The organism is Virgisporangium aurantiacum (assembly GCF_016863635.1).
GTDB classification, from domain to species: Bacteria; Actinomycetota; Actinomycetes; order Mycobacteriales; family Micromonosporaceae; genus Virgisporangium; species Virgisporangium aurantiacum.
This window is the reverse complement of the sequence record NZ_BOPG01000034.1, coordinates 1-19957: the sequence shown is the minus strand read 5'-3', so window position 1 is coordinate 19957 and position 19957 is coordinate 1. Positions and strand designations below refer to the sequence as shown.

Sequence of the window (19957 nt, the reverse complement as noted above, 5' to 3'; positions counted from 1 at the left end):
GCGAGGCTAAGGCGCTTTCATGAGTAAAAGGTGAAAAGTCCGCAACCCGGGCCAAGATCTGGCCGGTTGGCCGAGGCGGGCGCATAGTAGGCCCATGAGCGCCGGGAACGCAGAACAGGCCGTGCACGACACCGGCGCGGCGGGCGGTGGCGCGGCGGCCACCAACGACCCCACGTCACCGGCCGAGTTGGCCGCGCTGCTCGCGTCCACCGGTTATCTTGCCGACGACGGCCTGGCCATGGCCGGATACCTGGCCCTGCGACTGCGCCGCCCGCTCTTTCTCGAAGGCGACGCCGGGGTCGGCAAGACCGCCTTCGCCGCGGCGCTGGCGAAAGCGACCGGCGCGCAGCTCGTACGTCTCCAGTGCTACGAGGGCCTCGACGCCGCACAGGCGCTCTACGACTGGGACTTCCCGCGCCAGATCCTGCACCTGCGCGCCGCCGAGGCCGAGGGCAGGAAGGACCTCGAGAACGGGCTCTACGACCGGCGGTTCCTCATCGCCCGGCCGCTGCTGCAGGCGCTGGAGCAGAGCCCCTGCGTGCTGCTGGTCGACGAGGTCGACCGGGCCGACGACGAGTTCGAGGCGTTCCTGCTGGAGGTGCTCGCCGACGCGGCCGTGACGATCCCGGAGCTCGGGCGGATCGAGGCGAAAACCCCGCCGCTGACCATTCTCACCAGCAACCGCACCCGCGAGGTCCACGATGCCCTCAAGCGGCGCTGCCTCTACCACTGGGTGGAGCACCCCGACGTGGAGCGGGAAACCCAAATCCTGCGCACCCGGCTGCCGGACGTCGCCGAGCGGCTGGCCACGCAGGTCGCGAGCGCGGCCAGAAAGATGCGCGAGCTCGACCTGATCAAGCCGCCCGGTGTCGCCGAGTCGCTGGACTGGGCCGCGGCGCTCGACACGCTCGGCACCACGGACCTCGACAAGGAGACGGCCGCCGCCACCCTCGGCGCGGTGCTCAAGTACCGGGAGGACATCGAGCGGGTCCGCGCCACGATCCAGGACATCCTGTGACGGTCGCGGCGTTGGTGGGGTTCGCCCGGGCGCTGCGGGACGCCGGGGTGGTCGCCGACGCGCACCGGGTGCCGGCGATGCTCGCGGCCGTCGACCTGCTCGGCGTCGACGAGCTGTACTGGGCCGGCCGGCTCACGCTGTGTGCCGAGCCCGACGACCTTCCGATCTACGACCGGGTCTTCCGGACCTACTTCGGCAACAGCACGAAGCGGCAACCGCTCCCCACGGCACCGACCATGCCGAGCATGACCGCGCCATTCGTCGGTGGCACACCGGGAGCTGCCGGAGACGACGAGGAAGAGGGCACCGTCGGCGTCTCCACCAGCACGGTCGAGATCCTGCGGACCCGCGACGTCGCCGCGCTCACCGCGCGCGAGCGCGCCGAGGTCCGTCGCCTCCTCGCGCTGCTGACCCCCGGCACCGCGCCGCGTCGCACCCGGCGGCGCCGGCCCGCGTCGCGGGGCGAGGTGGACGCGCGGGGCACGGTCCGCGCGTTGATCCGCAACGGCGGCGAGCCGACCGCGCTGCGGCGCCGCGGCCGGCTGCGGCGCCCGCGTCGGCTGGTGCTGCTGGTGGACGTCTCCGGCTCGATGACCCCGTACGCCGACGCGCTGCTGCGCTTCGCCCACGCGGCGGTGCGCCTCCGCCCCACCCGCACCGAGGTCTTCACGCTGGGCACGCGCCTCACGCGCGTCACCCGGGCCTTTCGCCACCGCGACCCCGACGCCGCACAGACCGCGGCCGGCGCGGTGATCCCCGACTGGCACGGTGGCACGCGGTTGGCCGATTCCCTGCGCGCCTTCGTGGACCGGTGGGGGCAGCGCGGCACCGCCCGCGGCGCCGTCGTGGTGATCTGCAGCGACGGCTGGGAGCGCGGCGATCCCGCCCTGCTCGCGGCCCAGGTCGGCCGGTTGCACCGGCTGGCGTACCGGCTGGTGTGGGTGAACCCGCACCGGGGCAAGAGCGGCTACGCGCCGCTCGCCGGCGGCATGGCGGCCGCTCTGCCGTTCTGTGACGACTTCGTGGCGGGGCACAGCCTCGACGCGCTGGAGGAGTTGGTGAGGGTGATCGCTCGTGCGTGACGTGCTGGCGGACCTGCACCGGTGGTGGGCCGCGGGGGAACCGGTCGGGATGGGAACGGTCGTGGGGACCTGGCGCTCGTCGCCGCGTCCGGCCGGTGCGGCGATGCTGGTCGGGCCGGACGGGTCGGCGGTCGGCAGCGTGAGCGGCGGCTGCGTCGAGGGCGCCGTGTACGACCTGGGCAAGGAGGTGATCTCCTCCGGCGAGCCGGTGCTGCAGCGGTTCGGGGTCAGCGACGACGACGCGTTCGCGGTCGGGCTCACCTGCGGCGGCATCATCGACGTGTTCGTGGAGCGGGTCGACCGTTCGTCGTTCCCGGAGCTGGGCGCGGTCGCGGCCGCGATCCGCGACCGCGTTCCGGTCGCGGTGGCGACGTGTGTCGAGGCACCGGCTGAAGATCCTCTTGGACGCCGTGGGCGCCGCCTGGTGGTCTGGACCGACCGGGTCGACGGCACGCTGGGCAGCGACCGCCTCGACGCGGCCGTCGCCGACGACGTGCGCGGCCTGCTCACCACCGGTCGCAGCGCCCAGCTCCACTACGGCTACTCCGGCGAGCGGCGCGGCGAGGACCTGACGTTCTTCGTCGCCAGCTACGCCCCGCCGCCGCGCATGATCGTCTTCGGCGCGATCGACTTCGCCGCCGCCGTCGCCCGCATCGGCGGCTTCCTCGGGTACCGCGTGACGGTGTGCGACGCCCGCCCGGTGTTCGCGACGACGTCGCGGTTCCCCGACGCCGACGAGGTGGTGGTCGACTGGCCGCACCGGTACCTGACGGCGCAGGCCGAGCAGGGGCTGGTTGACGAGCGCACCGTGGTGTGCGTGCTCACCCACGATCCGAAGTTCGACGGGCCCGTGCTGGAGACGGCGCTGCGGCTCCCGCTGGCCTACGTCGGCGCGATGGGCTCCCGCCGCACCCACGACGACCGCCTCGAACGGCTGCGCGAGGCCGGGCTCACCGGGGCGGAACTGGACCGGTTGGCGTCGCCGATCGGGCTCGATCTCGGTGCCCGGACCCCCGAGGAGACGGCCGTGAGCATCGCCGCCGAAATCATCGCCGCCCGGTGGGGCGGCACCGGAAACCGCCTCACGGCCCTCGACGGCCGCATCCACCACGAACTCGTCGAGTAAGGCGACCCTCATTTCCGGCGGGTTACGCGAAGGGCCTTGCGGCTTCCGGCTCAACAAGATTGTGTGAACAGCAACACACCCAATCCTGCAGCCGGGAGGTCCCATGACCCGGATCAGCGTCACCGTCGACGGTGTCCGGTACGACGACGACGTCGAACCACGCACGCTTCTCGTCCATCATCTGCGCGACCAGCTCGGCAAGATCGGCACCGTGGTCGGGTGCGACACGAGCAACTGCGGTGCCTGCACCATCCTGATGACCGGCCCCGACGGGCATCCGTGCGGCGTGAAGAGCTGCTCGGTGCTCGCGGTGCAGGCCGACGGCGTGGAGGTCACCACGATCGAGGGCCTGGCCGGCCCGAACAACTCGCTGCACCCGGTGCAGCGGGCGTTCCACGAGAAGCACGCGTTGCAGTGCGGCTTCTGCACCCCCGGCATGATCATGGCCGCGGTCGACCTGCTCAGCGAGAACCCCGACCCGACCGACACCGAGATCCGGGAGGGTCTGGAGGGCAACCTCTGCCGGTGCACCGGTTACCAGAACATCGTGCGTGCGGTGCGTGCGGCGGCCGAGATCATGCGCGCCGAGGGCGTCACCTCGTTCTCGTCGAACGCGGAGGCCGGTGAGGCGGGCACGCCCGACGCCGGGCTGCCGCGCGAAGACGTCCCCGAAGAAGTCGTCCCGGTCCCGGCTCCGTAAGGCAGGCGTCACATGACAATCACCGAAGAGCCGGTAACCGCGAAGCGGGAGGTCGGCGCCCCGCGCGTCCGCAAAGAGGATGCGCGGCTGATCACCGGCCGCACCACCTGGACCGAGAACGTGATCCTGCCGGGCATGCTGCACCTGGCGATCCTGCGCAGCCCGTTCGCGTCCGCCCGGATCACCTCGGTCGACGTCTCCGCGGCCACCCGCGAACCGGGCGTGGTCGCCGCGTTCAGCGGCCGTGACGTGGAACAGCCGGGCCTGCCGTGCGCCTGGCCGGTCACCGAGGACATGGTGCACCCCGACCACCTGCCGCTGGCCGTCGACACCGTGCGCCACGTGGGCGAAGCGGTGGCCGTCGTGGTCGCGCGGAGCCGGGCCGCCGCGATCGACGCGCTCGCCGCGATCGAGGTCGGCTACGAGCCGCTGCAGGCGATCATGGACATGGAGGCGGCCCTGGAGGAGGGCGCCGACCTGGTGCATGCCGACAAGGGCACGAACAAGTCGTACACGTGGGTGTTCGACTCGGCCGAGGCCGGCACCGGCGAGGCGGTCGGTCCGGCGATCGAGGGCGCCGAGGTGCACCTCAAGCGGCGGTACAAGCAGCAGCGGCTGATCCCCGCGTTCATGGAGCCGCGCAGCGTCGTCGTCGACCCGACCGGTGACCAGTACACGATCTGGTCGGCCACGCAGATCCCGCACATCCTGCGGCTGCTCGTCTCGATGATCACCGGGACGCCGGAGCACAAGGTGCGCGTGGTCGCGCCCGACGTCGGCGGCGGGTTCGGCGGCAAGCTCCAGGTGACGCCCGAGGAACTGATCGCCTTCATGGCGGCGAAGAAGATGGGCAAGCCGGTCAAGTACACCGAGTCCCGGTCCGACAGCCTGCTGACCGCCCACCACGGCCGCGACGTCATCCAGGACATCGAGATCGCGGCCGACCGCGAGGGTCACCTGAAGGCCCTCAGCGTGAAGCTGCACGCCAACATGGGCGCCTACCTCGGCCTGGTGACGCCGGGCGTGCCGATCCTCGGCGCGTTCATGTACAACGCGATCTACAAGGTGCCCGCGTACCGGTTCGAGTGCCTCGGCGTGTTCACCAACACCACGTTCACCGACGCGTACCGCGGTGCCGGCCGGCCCGAGGCCACGTACGCGATCGAACGGATCATGGACGAGCTCGCGGTGGAGCTGAACCTCGACCCGATCGAGGTGCGCCGCCGCAACTGGATCACGCACGAGGAGTTCCCGTACACCACGGTCTGCGGGCTCACCTACGACTCGGGCAACTACGAGGCGGCCACCGAGAAGGCACTGGATCTGCTGGGCTACGACGACCTACGGGCCGAGCAGCAGCGTCGTCGGGAGTCGAACGACCCGGTGCAGCTCGGCATCGGCACCTCGACGTACACGGAGATGTGCGGGCTCGCGCCGTCGCGCGTCCTCGGCAGCCTGCGGTACGGCGCCGGCGGCTGGGAGACCGCGAGCGTCCGGATGCTGCCGACCGGCAAGGTCGAGGTGGTCACCGGGTCGTCGCCGCACGGCCAGGGCCACGAGACCGCGTGGAGCCAGATCGTCGCCGACTCCCTCGGCGTGCCGTTCGACGACATCGAGGTGCTGCACGGCGACACCCGCACCTCGCACAAGGGCCTCGACACCTACGGAAGCCGGTCGCTCGCCGTCGGCGGGATCGCGCTGTACAACGCCTGCGAGAAGGTGGTCGACAAGGCCAAGCCGATCGCGGCGCACATGCTCGAATGCGACCCGAACGACCTGGAGTTCAGCGGCGGCCAGTTCAAGGTGCGCGGCACGCCGGGCGAGGGCAAGAGCATCCAGGACTGCGCGCTCGCGGTGTTCGCCGCGCACGACCTGCCCGAGGGCATCGAGCCGACGCTCGACGCCGACGCCACCTACGACCCGGTCAACTTCTCCTTCCCGCACGGCACCCACCTGTGCGCGGTGGAGATCGACACGCAGACCGGCCGGGTCAGCATCCGCAAGTACGTGGCGGTCGACGACATCGGCAAGGTGGTCAACCCGCTGATCGTCGAGGGCCAGGTGCACGGCGGGATCGCGCAGGGCGTCGCGCAGGCGCTGTTCGAGGAGGCCGTCTACGACGCCGACGGCAACCTGCTCACCGGCACGTTCGTCGACTACACGCTGCCGTCGTCGGCCGACCTGCCCGACTTCACCACCGACCGCACCGAGACACCGGCGCCCGACCATCCGCTCGGCACCAAGGGTGTCGGCGAGGCGGGCACGATCGCGTCGACGCCCGCCGTGGTCAATGCCGTCGTCGACGCGCTGCGCCAGTTCGGGGTCAACGACGTCGCCATGCCGTGCACGCCCGAGCGGGTGTGGCGGGCCATCCAGTCCGGAGGTGCCAAGTGATCCCGGCGGCGTTCGATTACACCCGGCCGTCCACTGTGGACGAAGCCGTCGCGGCGCTGGCCGACGAGGACGCCAAGGTCCTCGCCGGCGGCCAGAGCCTGCTGCCGCTGCTGCGGCTCCGGCTCACCGCGCCGACCACCGTGGTCGACCTCGGCGGCATCGCCGACCTGCGCGGCGTGCGTGAGGACGGCGACGACCTCGTCATCGGCGCCATGACCACGCACGCCACCGTGCTGCGCGATCCGCTGGTCGCCGAGCACGCGCCGTTGCTGGCACAGGCCACGGCGACGGTCGCCGACCGGCAGGTGCGCCACCGCGGCACGTTCGGCGGCGCGCTGGCGCACGCCGATCCGGCCGGCGACCTGCCGGCGGTGGCCGTCGCCTCGGAGGCCGTCTTCGAGGTGGCCGGCCCGAACGGGCGGCGTTCCGTACCCGCGGCCGACTTCTTCGTCGACTACCTCACGAGTGCGCTGGAACCGGGCGAGGTGCTCGTCGCGGTGCGGGTGCCCAAGCGCACCGGCTGGTCGAGCCACTACGAGAAGTTCCACCACACGGCGCAGAGTTGGGCGCTGGTCGGCGTGGCGGCGCTGGTGAAGCGCAGCAACGGCAGCATCGCGGAGGCCCGCGTCGCGCTCACCAACATGGGACCGAAGCCGGTGCGGGCGAACGCCGTGGAGTCGGCCCTGGCGGGAGCCGGAGCCGACAAGGACGCCGTCAGGGCGGCCGCCGCGCACGCGGCCGACGGCGCCGAACCGTCCGACGATCTGACCGGTTCGCGCGAGTACCGCACGCATCTGGCTAGGGTGTTGACTGAGCGCGCGGTGTTGTCCGCGCTGGGCTGACAGCGGAGGTCTTCAACGATGAAGCTCGAGCACACCTTCACGGTGCCCGTCCCGGTGGAGAAGGCGTGGGAGGTGCTGCTCGACCTGCCAAGAGTCGCCCCGTGCATGCCGGGCGCCACGCTCACCGGCGTCGAGGGCGATGAGTTCACCGGCACCGTCAAGGTGAAGCTCGGGCCGATCGGCCTCACCTACAGCGGCAAGGGCCGCTTCGTCGAGCGCGACGAGGCGGCCCACCGTGTGGTGGTCGAGGCGAGCGGGCGCGACACCCGCTCGGCCGGCACCGCCGGTGCCACGATCACCGCGCATCTGGTCGGGCAGGGCGAGGAGACCCTGGTCGACGTCGTCACCGATCTCACCGTCACCGGCAAGCCGGCCCAGTTCGGCCGCGGCATGATCTCCGACGTCAGCGCCAAGCTGCTCGGCCAGTTCGCCGACTGCCTGGCCGGCAAGCTGGGCGGCGGCGACGAGCCGGCGGCGCCGGTCGAGGCCGCCGCCGTGTCGGGTGGGTCAGGGGACGTGCAGCCGGCGGCGGCCCCGGCCGCGACCGCCACGCTCGACGAGGCCGAGCCGGTCGACCTCTTCCGCCTCGCCGGTAGCACCGACGCCGCCCGCAAGACCGCCGTCTACGGCCTCGGTGCGCTCGTGCTCGCGGTCATCGCGTGGGTTCTGGTGCGTTCGTTGCGCCGTCGCTGAATCTGCGGCTGTCGCCGCGGGCGCTGAATCTGCGGCTGTCGCCGCGGGCAATGAATTTGCGGCTGACGCCAGCCGGGCGCGGCGCTGCCGCAGCCCGTCCCAGGTGAACACCACCAGCGCCATCCAGACCAGGCCGAACGCCGCCAACCGGGCCGGCGGCATCGGTTCGTGGAAGATCAGCACGCCGGTGGCCAACTGCATGATCGGCGCGATGTACTGCAGGATGCCCAGCGCCGTGAGCGGTACGCGGTTGGCCGCCTCGGCGAAGCTCATCAGCGGCAGCGCGGTCATCACGCCGGCGAGCACGATGAGCACCGTGTGCGCCACCGACGTCTTGCCGACCGTCGCGTCGCCCGATCCGGCCAGCACGATGAGGTACACCAGGGCCGGCAGCACCAGCATGGTCGACTCGACGAACATGCCCTCCGCCGCCGGCAGTCCGAGCTGCTTCTTGAGCAGGCCGTACGAGCCGAAGCTGGCGGCGAGCAGCAGCGCGAGCCAGGGCAGCCGGCCGAGGTCGACCGCCTGCACGATGACGGCGACGCCGCCCACGCCGACCGCCACCCACTGGATCGGCCGCAGCCGCTCGCGCAGCACGAGCACGCCCAGCACCACGCTCACCAGCGGCGTGATGAAGTAGCCCAGCGAGATCTCGACGACCTGCTTGGTGCCGACGCCGTAGATGAAGCCGAACCAGTTGAGCCCGATCAGCACGGCGGCGAGGGCCATCCCGGCGACGCGCTTCGGCTGGCGGACGAACTCGCGCAGGAACCGGTACCGGCGCAGCACGGCGAGCAGTACCGCCATGAACACGGTCGACCACACGATGCGGTGGGCGAGGATCTCGTTCGGGCCGGCCGGCTCCAGCAGCTTGAAGTAGAGCGGGAAGAATCCCCAGCCGAGGTATGCGGCGATGCCGAACAGGTAACCACGGCGAACGGAGCTCACGTCAGCCACGGTAAGGGTTCATCTGGGTAATCGGTCCTTGCCGTGACCGGGCTCATACGCCATCCGATGTACGTCGGCGTGCTGACGCGCTCGTGGGGTGCCGTCCGTAGAGTCGGGCAGCATGCGGTGGTGGCGGGTGCATCCGCTCGTGGCCGACACGCTCTTCGCGGTCGTGGTCGGTGTGCTGGTCGCCGTCACGTCGGGGGCGGCCGGCAACGGCCAGGACGAGGCGCGGCCGATGGACGCGCTGGGCGTTGTTCTGGTCGCGGTGGGTGCGGGCGGGCTGGTGGTCCGGCGGCGGTGGCCGGGGGTGGCGCTCGCGGTGGCGCTGGCGGCGACGATCGTCTTCCTCCAGTTCCGGTACCCGTACGGCCCGGTGTTCCTGCTGAGCGGGGTCGCGCTGTACTCCGTGGCCGCCTGGCGCGACGGGCGGTTCACGAAGGTCGCCGGGCTGGCGACCGTGGTGGTGCACGTCGCGTGGGCACTGTGGTTCGAGAACGACAAGGAGGGGCCGCTCGCCACGCTGATCGGGTCGACGGTCTGGATCGCGGCGGCGGTCGGTGCCGGGGTGGCGGTGCGGCTGCGGCGGGAGGCCCTCGGCCGCGGGCTGGCCGAGGCGCGCCGGCAGGCCGGTTACGAGGAGCGGTTGCGGATCGCGCAGGAGGTGCACGACGTGGTGGGCCACAGTCTCGCCGTGATCAGCGTGAACGCCGGTGCGGCGCTGCACGTGCTGGGCAAGCCCGGCCCGGTGGCGGCCGAGCCGCTGGCCCGCTCGCTGACCGCGATCCGCCAGGCCAGCAACGGCGCGCTTGACGAGCTGCGCGCCACCCTGGCCACGTTCACCGGAACGCTCGGCTCGGCGCCGGTGAACGGGCTCGCCGCCGTGCCGGCGCTGGTCGCCGCCACCGACGTGGATGGGCTGGCCGTACGGCTCGACGTCGACGGGACACCGCTCCCGGTGCCGGCTCCGGTCGACGTGGCCGGCTACCGGATCGTCCAGGAGGCGCTCACGAACGCGGTCCGGCACGCTCACGCGCGTCACGTGGCAGTGAAAATCACGTACGGCCCGGACACCGTCGCGATCACGGTGACCGACGACGGCCGCGGCCCTGTCGACGGCACAGTCGGCGGCCCCGTCGACGGCGAGGCCGGCGGAACCGGGCTCGCGAGCATGGGCGAGCGGGCCCGGGCGGTGGGCGGAACGTTCGCGGCCGGACCACGGAACGGCGGCGGGTTCGGGGTGTGGGCCAGCCTGCCGGTGCGCGCGTGACCGAGCACGTGTGCGAGGGCACCATGGGGCTCGTGATCCGGGTGGTGCTGGTCGACGACCAGCCGCTGATGCGCATGGGCCTGCGCACGATGATCGAGGTGGAGCCCGACCTCGACCTGGTCGGCGAGGCCGGTGACGGCGCCGCCGCCCTCGACCTGATCCGCGCGACGACGCCCGACGTGGCGCTGATGGATGTGCGCATGCCCGGCCTCGACGGCCTCGACGCGCTGGGCCGCATCACCGCCGACCCGCAACTGCGCGGGTGTCGCGTGGTCATCCTGACGACGTTCGAGCTCGACGAGTACGTCTTCGAGGCGCTGCGCCGCGGTGCCGCCGGCTTCCTGACCAAGGACGCCGAGCCGGCGGAGCTGCTGCGCGGTATCCGCGTGGTGGCGGCCGGCGAGGCCCTGCTGTCGCCGAAGGTCACCCGCCGCGTGATCGAGCGCTTCGGCGGCGCCGCACCGACCACCCGCCCGGTGACCGCCGACCTGTCCACCCTGACCGACCGCGAACGGGAGATCGTCGGCTGGGTCGCCACCGGCCTGTCGAACGACGAGATAGCGGCGGCACTGGTGGTGAGCCCGGCGACCGTGCGCACCCACGTGAGCCGCGCCCTGACCAAACTCAACGCCCGCGACCGCGCACAGCTGGTCGTGCTCGCGTACCAGAGCGGCCTGGACATCCCCCGCCCGTAGGATTGGCTTATGACTGCGGAAGCCGTGGGGCAACAGATGCCGCCTGTCGTGACGCTCGACGACCTGACTGCGATGATGACCGCCGATCGGTACGGCCATCGGTACGAGATGAGCTCCGGGGGAGGGGTCTCCATCATGCCGCCGCCCGATTCGGAGCACGCCACGATCGCCAGCCGTCTGATGTTCTGGTTCGCCGCCGCGGGTTGGTCTGCCGACCAGGTTCTCCAGGCGGTTGGCATCCGGGTTCCCGGGCCGAACGGTGACGCCGGCCGGATCCCCGACCTGACGGTGTGGTCACAACCGCAACCGCGCGGCGTCTGGCTCGCGCTGACCGATCTCCTGCTGGTGGTCGAGATCGTGTCGCGGGGATCCGAGGCGACCGACGAGATGGTCAAGCGGCAGGAGTACGCCCGCGCGGGCATCGCCCGGTACTGGCTGGTCGACCGCGACGCCGCGCAGACCGTGACCCTGCACCGCCTGGCCCCGTCCGGCGAGTACGAGGTCGCGACGAAGCTGCCGCTGGCCTGGCTGTTGACCACCGCCCCCGCCGACCACCTGGACTGATCAGATTCTCCGTGTCGCGCTGTCGATTTTCCGGCGCTGTGTTCGTCTTACTGCGACGAAACCGCGACCGACACGGGAGGCAGCGATGAAGTACGTCATGTTGATCTACCAGGGCCCGGCTCTCGACGAACAGGCCGCGCTCAGCGAGGACGAGCAGAAGCAGGTCTACGCCGACTACCAGGGGATCAACGAGATGCCCGGTGTCACCTCCATGCCGCCGCTCGGGCTGGCGGAGAACGCGACCACCGTGCGGGTCGAGGGCGGCAGGACCCTCACGACCGACGGGCCGTTCGTCGGGATGAAGGAGGCCGTCGGCGGCCTGTTCATTCTGGAGGCCGACAACCTCGACGCGGCCATCGAGGTGGCGGCCCGCGTTCCGGCGGCGCGCCACGGCGGCGCCGTCGAGATCCGGCCGTCGGAGGTGTATTGGTAACGGCTCTCGGCGACGTCTTCCGGGCGGAATGGGGACGCGTCCTGGCCACCCTGATCGGCGTCCTCGGTGATTTTGACCTTGCCGAGGACGCCGCGCAGGAGGCGTTCGCCATCGCGGCCGACCGGTGGCCGCGCGACGGCGTGCCGGCCAACCCGCGGGCCTGGTTGATGCGGACCGCGCGCAACCGGGCCGTCGACCGCATCCGCCGCGACCGGACCCTCGCCGCCAAACAGAGCGCCGCCAAACAGACCGCCGCGACACAGAGCGCCGCCGAGGTGCCGATGGAGACCGCGTTTCCGGACGAGCGACTGGAGCTGATCTTCACCTGCTGCCACCCGGCGCTCGCGCTGGAGGCGCAGGTCGCGCTCACCCTGCGCACCCTGGGCGGGTTGACCACCGACGAGATCGCCCGCGCGTTCCTCGTGCCGGAGCGCACGATGGCGCAGCGGCTGGTGCGGGCCAAGCGCAAGATCAAGGCGGCCGGGATCCCGTTCCGGGTGCCGCCGGACCACCTGCTGCGCGAACGGCTCGACGCCGTGCTCGCCGTCGTCTACCTGATCTTCAACGAGGGCTACGGCGGCCGCGACGAACTCGCGGCCGAGGGCATCTGGCTGGGACGCGCACTGAGCGAACTGCTTCCCGGCGAGCCCGAGGTGCGCGGGCTCCTGGCGATGATGCTCCTGCACGACTCCCGCCGCGAGACCCGGTTCGCCGACGGCGAGCTGGTGCTGCTCGGCGACCAGGACCCGGCCCGGTGGAATGCCACCCAGATCGCCCGGGGCCGCGCCGAGCTCGACCGGGCCATCGCCCTCGGCGGACGCGGGCCCTACGTCCTGCAGGCGGCGATCGCCTCGCTGCACGCCGAAAAGCCGTGCGACTGGCCGCAGATCGCCGCCCTGTACGGCGAGCTCGGCCGCCTGACCGCCTCGCCGGTCGTCGAGCTGAACCGGGCCATCGCCGTCGCCGAGACCGACGGGCCGGAGGCCGGCCTGCGGATCGTCGACGGGCTCGGCCTGCACGACTTCCGCTACCTGCACTCGACCCGGGCGGAACTGCTGCGCCGGCTCGGGCGCGCGGACGAGGCACGCGCCGCCTACCGGCGGGCGCGGGACCTCACCGACGACGGCGCCGAACGCCGCTTCCTCGACCGGCGACTCGCGGAGTAGCAAGTACGTCGGCGTGCGTACACAGAGAGCACGCTCCCGCGCTGATGCGCGCGACCTCCGTCGATCCCCACGCTGTCGGCGACGACAGAGGAGGGGACGACATGTCCTGGGAACGGATCGCGGCCATCCCGTCGGGCCGCCGGACCAAGTGGCTGGTGGTCGCCGGCTGGGTGCTCGTCATCGCGATCGCCACGATCGTGGCCGGGCGCATCGGTGATGTCGAGACCAACGACGCCCGGAACTGGTTGCCGGCCGACGCCGGCTCGACCCGGGCACTCGACCTCGCCGACCGCGAGTTCACCCGCGGCGACCCCGAGTACCTGCTGCTGCTCTACGTCCGCGACAGCGGCCTGACCGACGACGACCGGCGGAAGGCGCGGCAGGACGCGGAAGCGCTCGCCGCCACGCCGCCGATCGAGAAGGGCACGGCGATCCTCGTCCGGATGCCGTTGACCGCCGAGCAGGCGGCCGAGGACGCGGTCGGTCCGATCGTCGAGCGGGCGCGCGAGCAGATCACCGGCGGGCCGGCCGGCCTGCGGGTGTGGGTGACCGGCGGCCCGGCGATCGGCGCCGACTTCGACGGCGCGTTCGAGTCGCTCGACTCGGTGCTGCTGCTGGTGACCGCCGGCGTGGTGGCGCTGGTGCTGCTGGTGACCTACCGCAGCCCGCTGCTGCTGTTCGTGCCGCTGGTCGCGGTCGGCGCGGCGGTGACGGTGGCGCAGGCACTGGTCGCCGTGAGCGCGAGGTACGGCGGCCTGGTCGTCGACGGTGCCAGCGCCAGCATTCTCACCGTGCTGCTGTTCGGCGCGGGCACCGACTACGCGCTGCTGCTGGTCTCGCGCTACCGGGAGGAACTCCACCGGGAACCGGACCGGCACACCGCCATGCGACGGGCGCTCGCCCGCAGCGCGCCGGCGATCGTCGCGTCGTCGGCGACGGTGATCCTGGCGCTGCTCGCCCTGGTGCTGGCCGACATGAACTCCACCCGGGGCCTCGGCCCGGTGGCCGCGCTCGGCATCGGGTCGGCGCTGCTGGCGATGATCACGCTGCTGCCGGCGGTGCTGGTGGTCTGCGGTCGCTGGGTGTTCTGGCCCGCGACCCCCAGGTTCCGTCCGGACCTCGCGCCGGTGGGGTCGCGATATGCCCGCCTGGTGAAAAGAGGCGCGCGGCGGCCCCGCGTGGTCTGGATGGGCACCGCGGTGGTCCTGGCCGCGCTGACCGCGGGTGTCGCGACCATGTCGACGGGACTCCCGCTGAGCGCGTCGTTCGTGACGACACCGGACTCGGTGCGGGGCATGACGGAGCTCGGTCGCCACTTCCCGGCCGGCTCCGACAGCCCGACCGACGTGTACGCCCGGGCCGACCGGCAGGCCGAGGTCACCGCCGCGCTGGGCGGGATCGCCGGGGTGGCCGAGCTGGGCGAACCGGAACGGTCGACGAACGGCGCCTGGGTGCGCGTCCCGTTGACGCTGACCGCGGAGTCCGACAGCGCACGAGCGCGGAAGACGGTGGGTGCCGTGCGCGCAGCCGTGCGCACGGCGGACCCGGCCGCCCTCGTCGGTGGGCCGGCCGCGGAAGGGCTCGACGCCGACACCGCCATGAACCGGGACCTGCGGGTGGTGCTGCCGGTGATCCTGGTGGTGGTGCTGCTGGTCCTGGTGGTGCTACTGCGGGCCGTGGTGGCACCCGTGCTGCTGCTCCTCAGCGTGGTGCTGTCGTTCGGCGCCGCTCTGGGTGCGTCCGCGATGATCTTCCACCTGATCGGGTTCCCGACGGTCGACAATTCGTTGCTGCTCAACGGTTTCCTGTTCCTGGTCGCCCTCGGCGTCGACTACACGATCTTCCTGATGACGCGGGCCCGCGAGGAGACCGCCCGGCACGGGCACGCGGTCGGTGTGCCGCGGGCGCTGGCGGTGACCGGCGGCGTCATCACCAGCGCCGGCCTCGTGCTCGCGGCGACGTTCTCGGTGCTGGCCGTGCTGCCACTGGTCTTCATGATGCAGCTGGGCGTGACGGTGGCCGTCGGCGTGCTGCTGGACACGTTCGTGGTCCGGTCGCTGCTGGTACCGGCACTGGTGCTCGATACCGGCCCGCGGTCCTGGTGGCCTTCTAAGCTGGCCCGGATCGGTGCAGTATCAGCGGATGGGCCCGTACCTGAGCGCGTACCAGCGGAGCATCACTGAGCCGGAGGCATTCTGGGCGGAGGCGGCCCGGGCCATCGAGTGGTCCCGGCCGCCGACGCGGGTGCTCGACGCCGACAACCCGCCCTTCTACCGCTGGTTCCCCGACGGGGAGCTGAACACCTGCCACAACGCGCTCGACCGCCACGTCCTCGCCGGCCACGGCGACCGGGTCGCGCTGATCTACGACAGCCCGGTGACGGGCGCTCAGCGTTCCTACACGTACGCCGAGCTGCGCGACGAGGTGGCGCTCTTCGCGGGCGCGTTGCGGGGACTCGGCGTCTCCAAGGGTGACCGCGTGGTGCTGTACATGGCGATGGTCCCGGAGACGGTGATCGCGATGCTCGCCTGCGCCCGCATCGGCGCCGTGCACTCGGTGGTGTTCGGCGGGTTCGGCGCCAGCGAGCTGGCGGCGCGGATCGACGACGCCCGGCCGGTGGTGATCGTCGCGACGTCGTGCGGCGTCGAGCCGACCCGCGTCGTGCGGTACGGGCCGCTCCTGGAGGCGGCGCTGGCCTTGAGTTCCTTCAAACCGAACCACATCGTGGTCCGGCAGCGTCCGCAGGCTGAGGCTTCGGGCTTCGTTTCATGGGACGACGTGGTGAGCGGCGCTTCTCCCGTCCCGTGCGTGCCGGTGGCCGCCACCGATCCGCTGTACATCCTGTACACGTCGGGCACCACGGGCCGGCCGAAGGGGATCGTGCGCGACAACGGCGGGCACGCGGTGGCGCTGCGGTGGTCGATGGGCGCGGTCTACGACATCCAACCGGGTGACGTGTTCTGGGCGGCGTCCGACGTCGGGTGGGTGGTCGGGCACTCGTACATCGTCTACGCGCCGCTGCTCGCCGGCGCCACGACCGTCCTCTACGAAGGAAAATCCGTCGGGACGCCGGACGCCGGCGCGTTCTTCCGCGTGGTGCAGGAGCACGGCGTCAAGGCGCTGTTCACCGCGCCGACCGCGTTCCGGGCGATCAAGAAAGAGGACCCCGACGGGGCGCTGCTCGCGCGGTACGACCTCTCGTCGCTGTCGACGCTGTTCCTCGCGGGCGAGCGCCTCGATCCCGAGACGTACCACTGGGCGGTGGACAAGCTGGGCGTGCCGGTCGTCGACCACTGGTGGCAGACCGAGACCGGCTGGCCGATCGTCGCCAACCTGCAGGGGCTGGAACCGATGCCGACCAAGGCCGGCTCGCCGACCGTCCCCGTGCCGGGTTATGCCGTGCGGGTCGTCGACGCCGCCGGCGACGACGCTTTGCCGGGAACGGACGGCGCGATCGTGATCCGGCTGCCGCTGCCGCCGGGCTGCCTGCCCACGCTGTGGAACGACGACGAGCGCTACGTGTCGTCGTACCTGTCGGCGTTTCCCGGCCACTACCTCACCGGCGACGGCGGGCGCTTCGACGAGGACGGCTACCTGTACGTGATGGGCCGCACCGACGACGTCATCAACGTCGCCGGGCACCGGCTGTCGACCGGCGCGATGGAGGAGGTGCTCGCCGCGCACCCGGCCGTCGCCGAGTGCGCGGTGATCGGCGTCGCCGATTCGATGAAGGGCCAGGTCCCGCGCGGCCTGGTGGTGTTGAAGGCCGGCGTCTCGGTGGACCCCGACGAGCTGGCTCGTGAGCTTGTCGCGCTGGTGCGCGACCGCATCGGCCCGGTGGCCGCCTTCCGCCAGGTGACCGTGGTGCCCGCCCTCCCGAAGACCCGCTCGGGAAAGATCCTCCGCAAGACCATGCGCGGAATCGCCGACGGCCGGGAGGAACCCGTCCCCTCGACCATCGAAGATCCCGCGGTCCTGGACGCACTACGCCCGATGCTCGCTCCGGGTTAGGGCGGCGGCACTCGCCTGGAGTTCCGCCAGCGCCGCGCGGGTCTGCGCGGCCGTGGCCGTCGGCTCCCCGGCGACGGCGGCGAGGAGTTCGGCGCGGCGGGCCAGTTCGGAGAACAGCGACGCGGTGGCGCCGGCCGTCGCCGTGACGAGCTCGTCGACCTCCGCGCCGGTGAGCTTCAGGTTGCGCCCATACAGGTCGAGGAGCAGGCGGCGGCCGTCCTCGTCGGGGCGGGGGACCTCGACGGCGACGTCGACGCGGCCCGGCCGCTGGGCGAGCGCCGGTTCGATCAGGTCGACCCGGTTGGTGGTGAGCAGGAACGCCACGTCGGCGTCGCCGGCCACGCCGTCCATCTCGTTGAGCACCTGGAACAGCAGCGGGTTCTGGTGACCGCCGGGCATGCGCTCCTCGGCGACCAGGTCGACGTCCTCCAGCACCACCAGCGCCGGCGTGACCTGCCTGGCCAGCGCGCAGGCCTCGCGGACGGCGCCCAGCCCGAGGCCGGTGAGCACCACCACGGTCGCGCCGGGCAGGCGTCCCATCAAATGCCGGACGGTGTGGGTCTTGCCCGTTCCGGGCGGCCCGAACAGCAGCACGCCGCGCTTGAGGTGGTGACCGGCGGCCAGCAGGCGGTCGCGGTGTTCGGCGACGCCGAGCACCTGCCGGTGGATCAGGTCGAGCGTGCCCGGCGGCAGGATCACGTCGGCCGCGTCGATCTGCGGTCGCCGGTGGAAACTCAGCGGGCCGACGCCGTGCCCGAACTCGTGCGGCTCGAACGAGATGACCTGTCCGCGCAGCAGGTTGTGCTTGCGGATCAGGTCCTGGATCTCGGCGAGGAAGCGCCGCGCGGTACCGGTGTCGGGCGCGAGCACGTCGAGTTCGCAGCGCGGCTGCGGGCCGCGCTGGGTGCTGTACCGGAGGAGGACGGCGAAGCGGCTGTCACCGTCGCCGATCAGGAAGATGCCGAAGCTGACGCAGGCCATCTCCGCGTCGATCCCGACGGGCACCGAGATGTAGTCGGCGGTGCCGAGCCCGTACATGCCGCGGACGCCGGAGCTCGCGATGATCTCGGCGAACGTGAAGTGTTCCCGGCCCGGCCCGGCGGCACCGACGAGGTCGTGGGTGCGGCCCTCCACGGCGAGATAGGCATCGATGGCGACCTGCAGGTTGGCGTGCTGGTAGACCGGGAACGGCGAGGTGACCACGGGAAGCTTGTCGGGAGGCTGGCCGAGGTGGTCGGTGAGGCGGGCGACCAGCGAACTCGGTTTGGCGGGGGCGATGGTGCGGACGTAGTCCATGAACTCGGTGAAGGTGCTGCCGAAGGCGACGGCGTCTTCAGGTGTCATGCCTCCCATCGTCCTGTTGCTTTGGGATATGCGTGCGCCCGGCGGCCCGGAGGTTTGCGACAATCGCCGACGTGACCGATGCTATCGACGAACTGCAGTGGCGCGGCCTGATCGCGCTCTCCACCGACCTGGACGCACTACGCGCCGAGCTGTCGAAGGGGCCGGTCACCTATTACGTCGGGTTCGACCCCACCGCCCCGAGCCTGCACATCGGGCACCTCGTGCAGGTGCTCGCCGCGCGGCGGCTGCAGCTCGCCGGGCACAGGCCGCTCGCCCTGGTGGGCGGCGCCACCGGCCTGATCGGTGACCCGAACCCCGACTCCGAACGCAAGATCAATCCATTGGAGACGGTGGCCGAGTGGGTCGACCGGCTCCGGGCCCAGATCGAGCCGTTCCTCGACTTCTCCGGTCCGAACGCGGCCACGATGGTCAACAACCTGGACTGGACGTCGCAGCTGTCGGCGATCGAGTTCCTGCGCGACATCGGGCGGCACTTCCGGGTCAACCGGATGATCGCCAAAGACGCGGTGAGTGCCCGCCTGAACTCGGAGCTCGGCATCAACTACACCGAGTTCAGCTACCAGATCCTGCAGGGCATGGACTACCTGGAGCTGTTCCGGCGGCACGGGTGCCGGTTGCAGTTCGGCGGCAGTGACCAGTGGGGCAACCTCACCGCGGGCACGGACCTCATCCGGCGGGTGACCGGCGAGACGGTGCACCTGATCGCCACGCCGCTCATCACCGACGAGCACGGCAAGAAGTTCGGGAAGTCGTCCGGTGGCGGCTCGCTGTGGCTCGATCCCACGATGACCAGCCCGTACGCGCTGTACCAGTACCTGGTGAACACGCCGGACTCGCAGGTGGCGCACCTGTTGCGCGTCTTCACGTTCTGCGACCGCGAGGAGATCGCGTCGCTGGAGAAGGAGACGTCGGAGCGGCCGCACCTGCGGGCCGGGCAGAAGAAGCTCGCCCTCGAGGTGGTGAGTCTGGTCCACGGCGCGGAGGAGGCTTCCGCGGCCGTCTCCGCCAGCGGGGCCCTGTTCGGGCGCGGCGACCTGGCGTCGTTGCCGGTCTCCACCCTGCGGGCGGCGCTGGCGGAGGCCGGGCTGGTCACGGCGCCGGCGGACGCGCCGCTGGCCGAGCTGATGCGGCTGGCCGGCCTGGTGGCCGGCCGGGGCGAGGCACGCCGGGTGATCGCGGAGGGCGGCGCCTACCTGAACAACGAACGGGTGACCGGTGCGGCAGACGAGCCCGTTCCCGCAGGTCAGCGGCTGCACGGGCGGTACCTGGTGCTGCGGCGTGGCAAGAAGACGGTGGCCGGCGTCGATCTCGGAGTGTGATCCGGGTCGCCCGATTTGACGTTGCCGGGGCGTCGCGCGTACGTTTGTCGACGCCTCGGCAACGGGCCTCACGGCCCCGGTTCGGGGATAACCCCGGAAGGATCTTGATCCGGTCACTTGCGTGGCCGGTGAGAGTGGGGGTAAGCTTCGAGATCGGCAAGGAAACGTGCGCGGTTCTACGCGGACGGCTTGCCGAACTCACTGGACTGACTAGAGGGCCCAAGCGGTCATTTAGAACCATGTCCACCGGTGTAGAGCAAGAAATCGGTAAACGCCGATTTTGCACTCGGGCCGGGAAGCGGTTAAGGTAGTAACCGGGCCCAGCAAGGGC

16 protein-coding genes and 1 pseudogene are annotated in these 19957 nt (G+C 71.7%); 15 read left to right on the top strand and 2 right to left on the bottom strand.

The window, feature by feature from the left end; translation table 11 throughout:
* Positions 1-94: 94 nt before the first annotated feature.
* From Vau01_RS27950 to Vau01_RS63570, 7 genes are all read left to right on the top strand, one after another.
* Positions 95-1018 carry an AAA family ATPase gene (locus tag Vau01_RS27950; protein WP_203998374.1) on the top strand — a complete coding sequence of 308 codons (924 nt, stop codon included), beginning with the start codon at positions 95-97 and terminating at the stop codon, positions 1016-1018.
* Positions 1015-2100 (top strand): vWA domain-containing protein, encoded by a 1086-nt coding sequence (locus Vau01_RS27945; protein WP_239151910.1) that lies wholly within the window; start codon positions 1015-1017, stop codon positions 2098-2100. The genes Vau01_RS27950 and Vau01_RS27945 overlap by 4 nt, the downstream gene beginning before the upstream one ends.
* The gene (locus Vau01_RS27940) at positions 2093-3226 is read left to right on the top strand and encodes an XdhC family protein (protein ID WP_203998371.1); all 1134 of its coding nucleotides are present in this window, start codon (positions 2093-2095) and stop codon (positions 3224-3226) included. Before Vau01_RS27945 ends, Vau01_RS27940 begins: the two co-directional genes overlap by 8 nt.
* 103 nt (positions 3227-3329) lie before the next feature.
* The gene (locus Vau01_RS27935) at positions 3330-3926 is read left to right on the top strand and encodes a (2Fe-2S)-binding protein (RefSeq protein WP_203998369.1); all 597 of its coding nucleotides are present in this window, start codon (positions 3330-3332) and stop codon (positions 3924-3926) included.
* A 12-nt stretch (positions 3927-3938) separates the two neighbouring features.
* Positions 3939-6320, top strand: coding sequence for a xanthine dehydrogenase family protein molybdopterin-binding subunit (locus Vau01_RS27930; protein WP_203998366.1), 2382 nt, complete (start codon positions 3939-3941; stop codon positions 6318-6320).
* Positions 6317-7162 (top strand): FAD binding domain-containing protein, encoded by an 846-nt coding sequence (locus tag Vau01_RS27925; RefSeq protein WP_203998363.1) that lies wholly within the window; start codon positions 6317-6319, stop codon positions 7160-7162. Before Vau01_RS27930 ends, Vau01_RS27925 begins: the two co-directional genes overlap by 4 nt.
* An 18-nt stretch (positions 7163-7180) precedes the next feature.
* Positions 7181-7855 carry an SRPBCC family protein gene (locus Vau01_RS63570; RefSeq protein ID WP_239151908.1) on the top strand — a complete coding sequence of 225 codons (675 nt, stop codon included), beginning with the start codon at positions 7181-7183 and terminating at the stop codon, positions 7853-7855.
* A gap of 39 nt (positions 7856-7894) precedes the next feature.
* Here the strand turns inward: Vau01_RS63570 and rarD are convergent.
* Positions 7895-8803, bottom strand: a pseudogene (gene rarD, locus Vau01_RS27920) (EamA family transporter RarD); the annotation flags it as partial.
* A 121-nt stretch (positions 8804-8924) separates the two neighbouring features.
* Between rarD and Vau01_RS27915 the strand changes: the two are divergent.
* The 7 genes from Vau01_RS27915 to Vau01_RS27885 all read left to right on the top strand — a co-directional run bounded on the left by Vau01_RS27915 (position 8925) and on the right by Vau01_RS27885 (position 16942).
* Positions 8925-10073, top strand: a complete 1149-nt coding sequence (locus Vau01_RS27915; protein WP_203998357.1) for a sensor histidine kinase — start codon at positions 8925-8927, stop codon at positions 10071-10073.
* 32 nt (positions 10074-10105) lie between these two features.
* On the top strand, positions 10106-10768 hold the full coding sequence (locus Vau01_RS27910) for a response regulator (RefSeq protein ID WP_203999063.1): 663 nt from the start codon (positions 10106-10108) through the stop codon (positions 10766-10768).
* 9 nt (positions 10769-10777) lie between these two features.
* A complete protein-coding gene (locus tag Vau01_RS27905; protein WP_203998355.1) occupies positions 10778-11332 on the top strand; it encodes a Uma2 family endonuclease in 555 nt (184 codons plus the stop codon).
* An 85-nt stretch (positions 11333-11417) separates the two neighbouring features.
* Positions 11418-11765, top strand: coding sequence for a YciI family protein (locus Vau01_RS27900; protein ID WP_203998353.1), 348 nt, complete (start codon positions 11418-11420; stop codon positions 11763-11765).
* The gene (locus tag Vau01_RS27895; protein WP_203998352.1) at positions 11759-12931 is read left to right on the top strand and encodes an RNA polymerase sigma factor; all 1173 of its coding nucleotides are present in this window, start codon (positions 11759-11761) and stop codon (positions 12929-12931) included. Before Vau01_RS27900 ends, Vau01_RS27895 begins: the two co-directional genes overlap by 7 nt.
* Before the next feature lie 101 nt (positions 12932-13032).
* Positions 13033-15114: an MMPL family transporter gene (locus Vau01_RS27890; RefSeq protein ID WP_203998350.1), complete on the top strand. Its 2082-nt coding sequence runs from the start codon at positions 13033-13035 to the stop codon at positions 15112-15114.
* The gene (locus Vau01_RS27885) at positions 15074-16942 is read left to right on the top strand and encodes a propionyl-CoA synthetase (protein ID WP_203998348.1); all 1869 of its coding nucleotides are present in this window, start codon (positions 15074-15076) and stop codon (positions 16940-16942) included. The genes Vau01_RS27890 and Vau01_RS27885 overlap by 41 nt, the downstream gene beginning before the upstream one ends.
* Here Vau01_RS27885 and Vau01_RS27880 read toward each other — a convergent pair.
* Positions 16916-18286 (bottom strand): AAA family ATPase, encoded by a 1371-nt coding sequence (locus Vau01_RS27880; RefSeq protein ID WP_203998346.1) that lies wholly within the window; start codon positions 18284-18286, stop codon positions 16916-16918. The genes Vau01_RS27885 and Vau01_RS27880 overlap by 27 nt on opposite strands.
* Positions 18287-18357: 71 nt before the next feature.
* Between Vau01_RS27880 and tyrS the strand changes: the two genes are divergently transcribed.
* The gene (gene tyrS, locus Vau01_RS27875) at positions 18358-19626 is read left to right on the top strand and encodes a tyrosine--tRNA ligase (protein ID WP_203998344.1); all 1269 of its coding nucleotides are present in this window, start codon (positions 18358-18360) and stop codon (positions 19624-19626) included.
* Positions 19627-19957 lie beyond the last annotated feature (331 nt).

Bases quoted from the DNA above. Each gene is read 5' to 3' on its own strand.
- Vau01_RS27900 (WP_203998353.1), top strand. From the start codon at position 11,418: ATGAAGTACGTCATGTTGATCTACCAGGGCCCGGCTCTCGACGAACAG.
- Vau01_RS27930 (WP_203998366.1), top strand. From the start codon at position 3,939: ATGACAATCACCGAAGAGCCGGTAACCGCGAAGCGGGAGGTCGGCGCC.
- Vau01_RS27950 (WP_203998374.1), top strand. From the start codon at position 95: ATGAGCGCCGGGAACGCAGAACAGGCCGTGCACGACACCGGCGCGGCG.
- Vau01_RS27935 (WP_203998369.1), top strand. From the start codon at position 3,330: ATGACCCGGATCAGCGTCACCGTCGACGGTGTCCGGTACGACGACGAC.
- Vau01_RS27905 (WP_203998355.1), top strand. From the start codon at position 10,778: ATGACTGCGGAAGCCGTGGGGCAACAGATGCCGCCTGTCGTGACGCTC.
- Vau01_RS27915 (WP_203998357.1), top strand. From the start codon at position 8,925: ATGCGGTGGTGGCGGGTGCATCCGCTCGTGGCCGACACGCTCTTCGCG.
- Vau01_RS27885 (WP_203998348.1), top strand. From the start codon at position 15,074: ATGGGCCCGTACCTGAGCGCGTACCAGCGGAGCATCACTGAGCCGGAG.
- Vau01_RS27890 (WP_203998350.1), top strand. From the start codon at position 13,033: ATGTCCTGGGAACGGATCGCGGCCATCCCGTCGGGCCGCCGGACCAAG.
- Vau01_RS27880 (WP_203998346.1), bottom strand. From the start codon at position 18,286: ATGACACCTGAAGACGCCGTCGCCTTCGGCAGCACCTTCACCGAGTTC.
- Vau01_RS63570 (WP_239151908.1), top strand. From the start codon at position 7,181: ATGAAGCTCGAGCACACCTTCACGGTGCCCGTCCCGGTGGAGAAGGCG.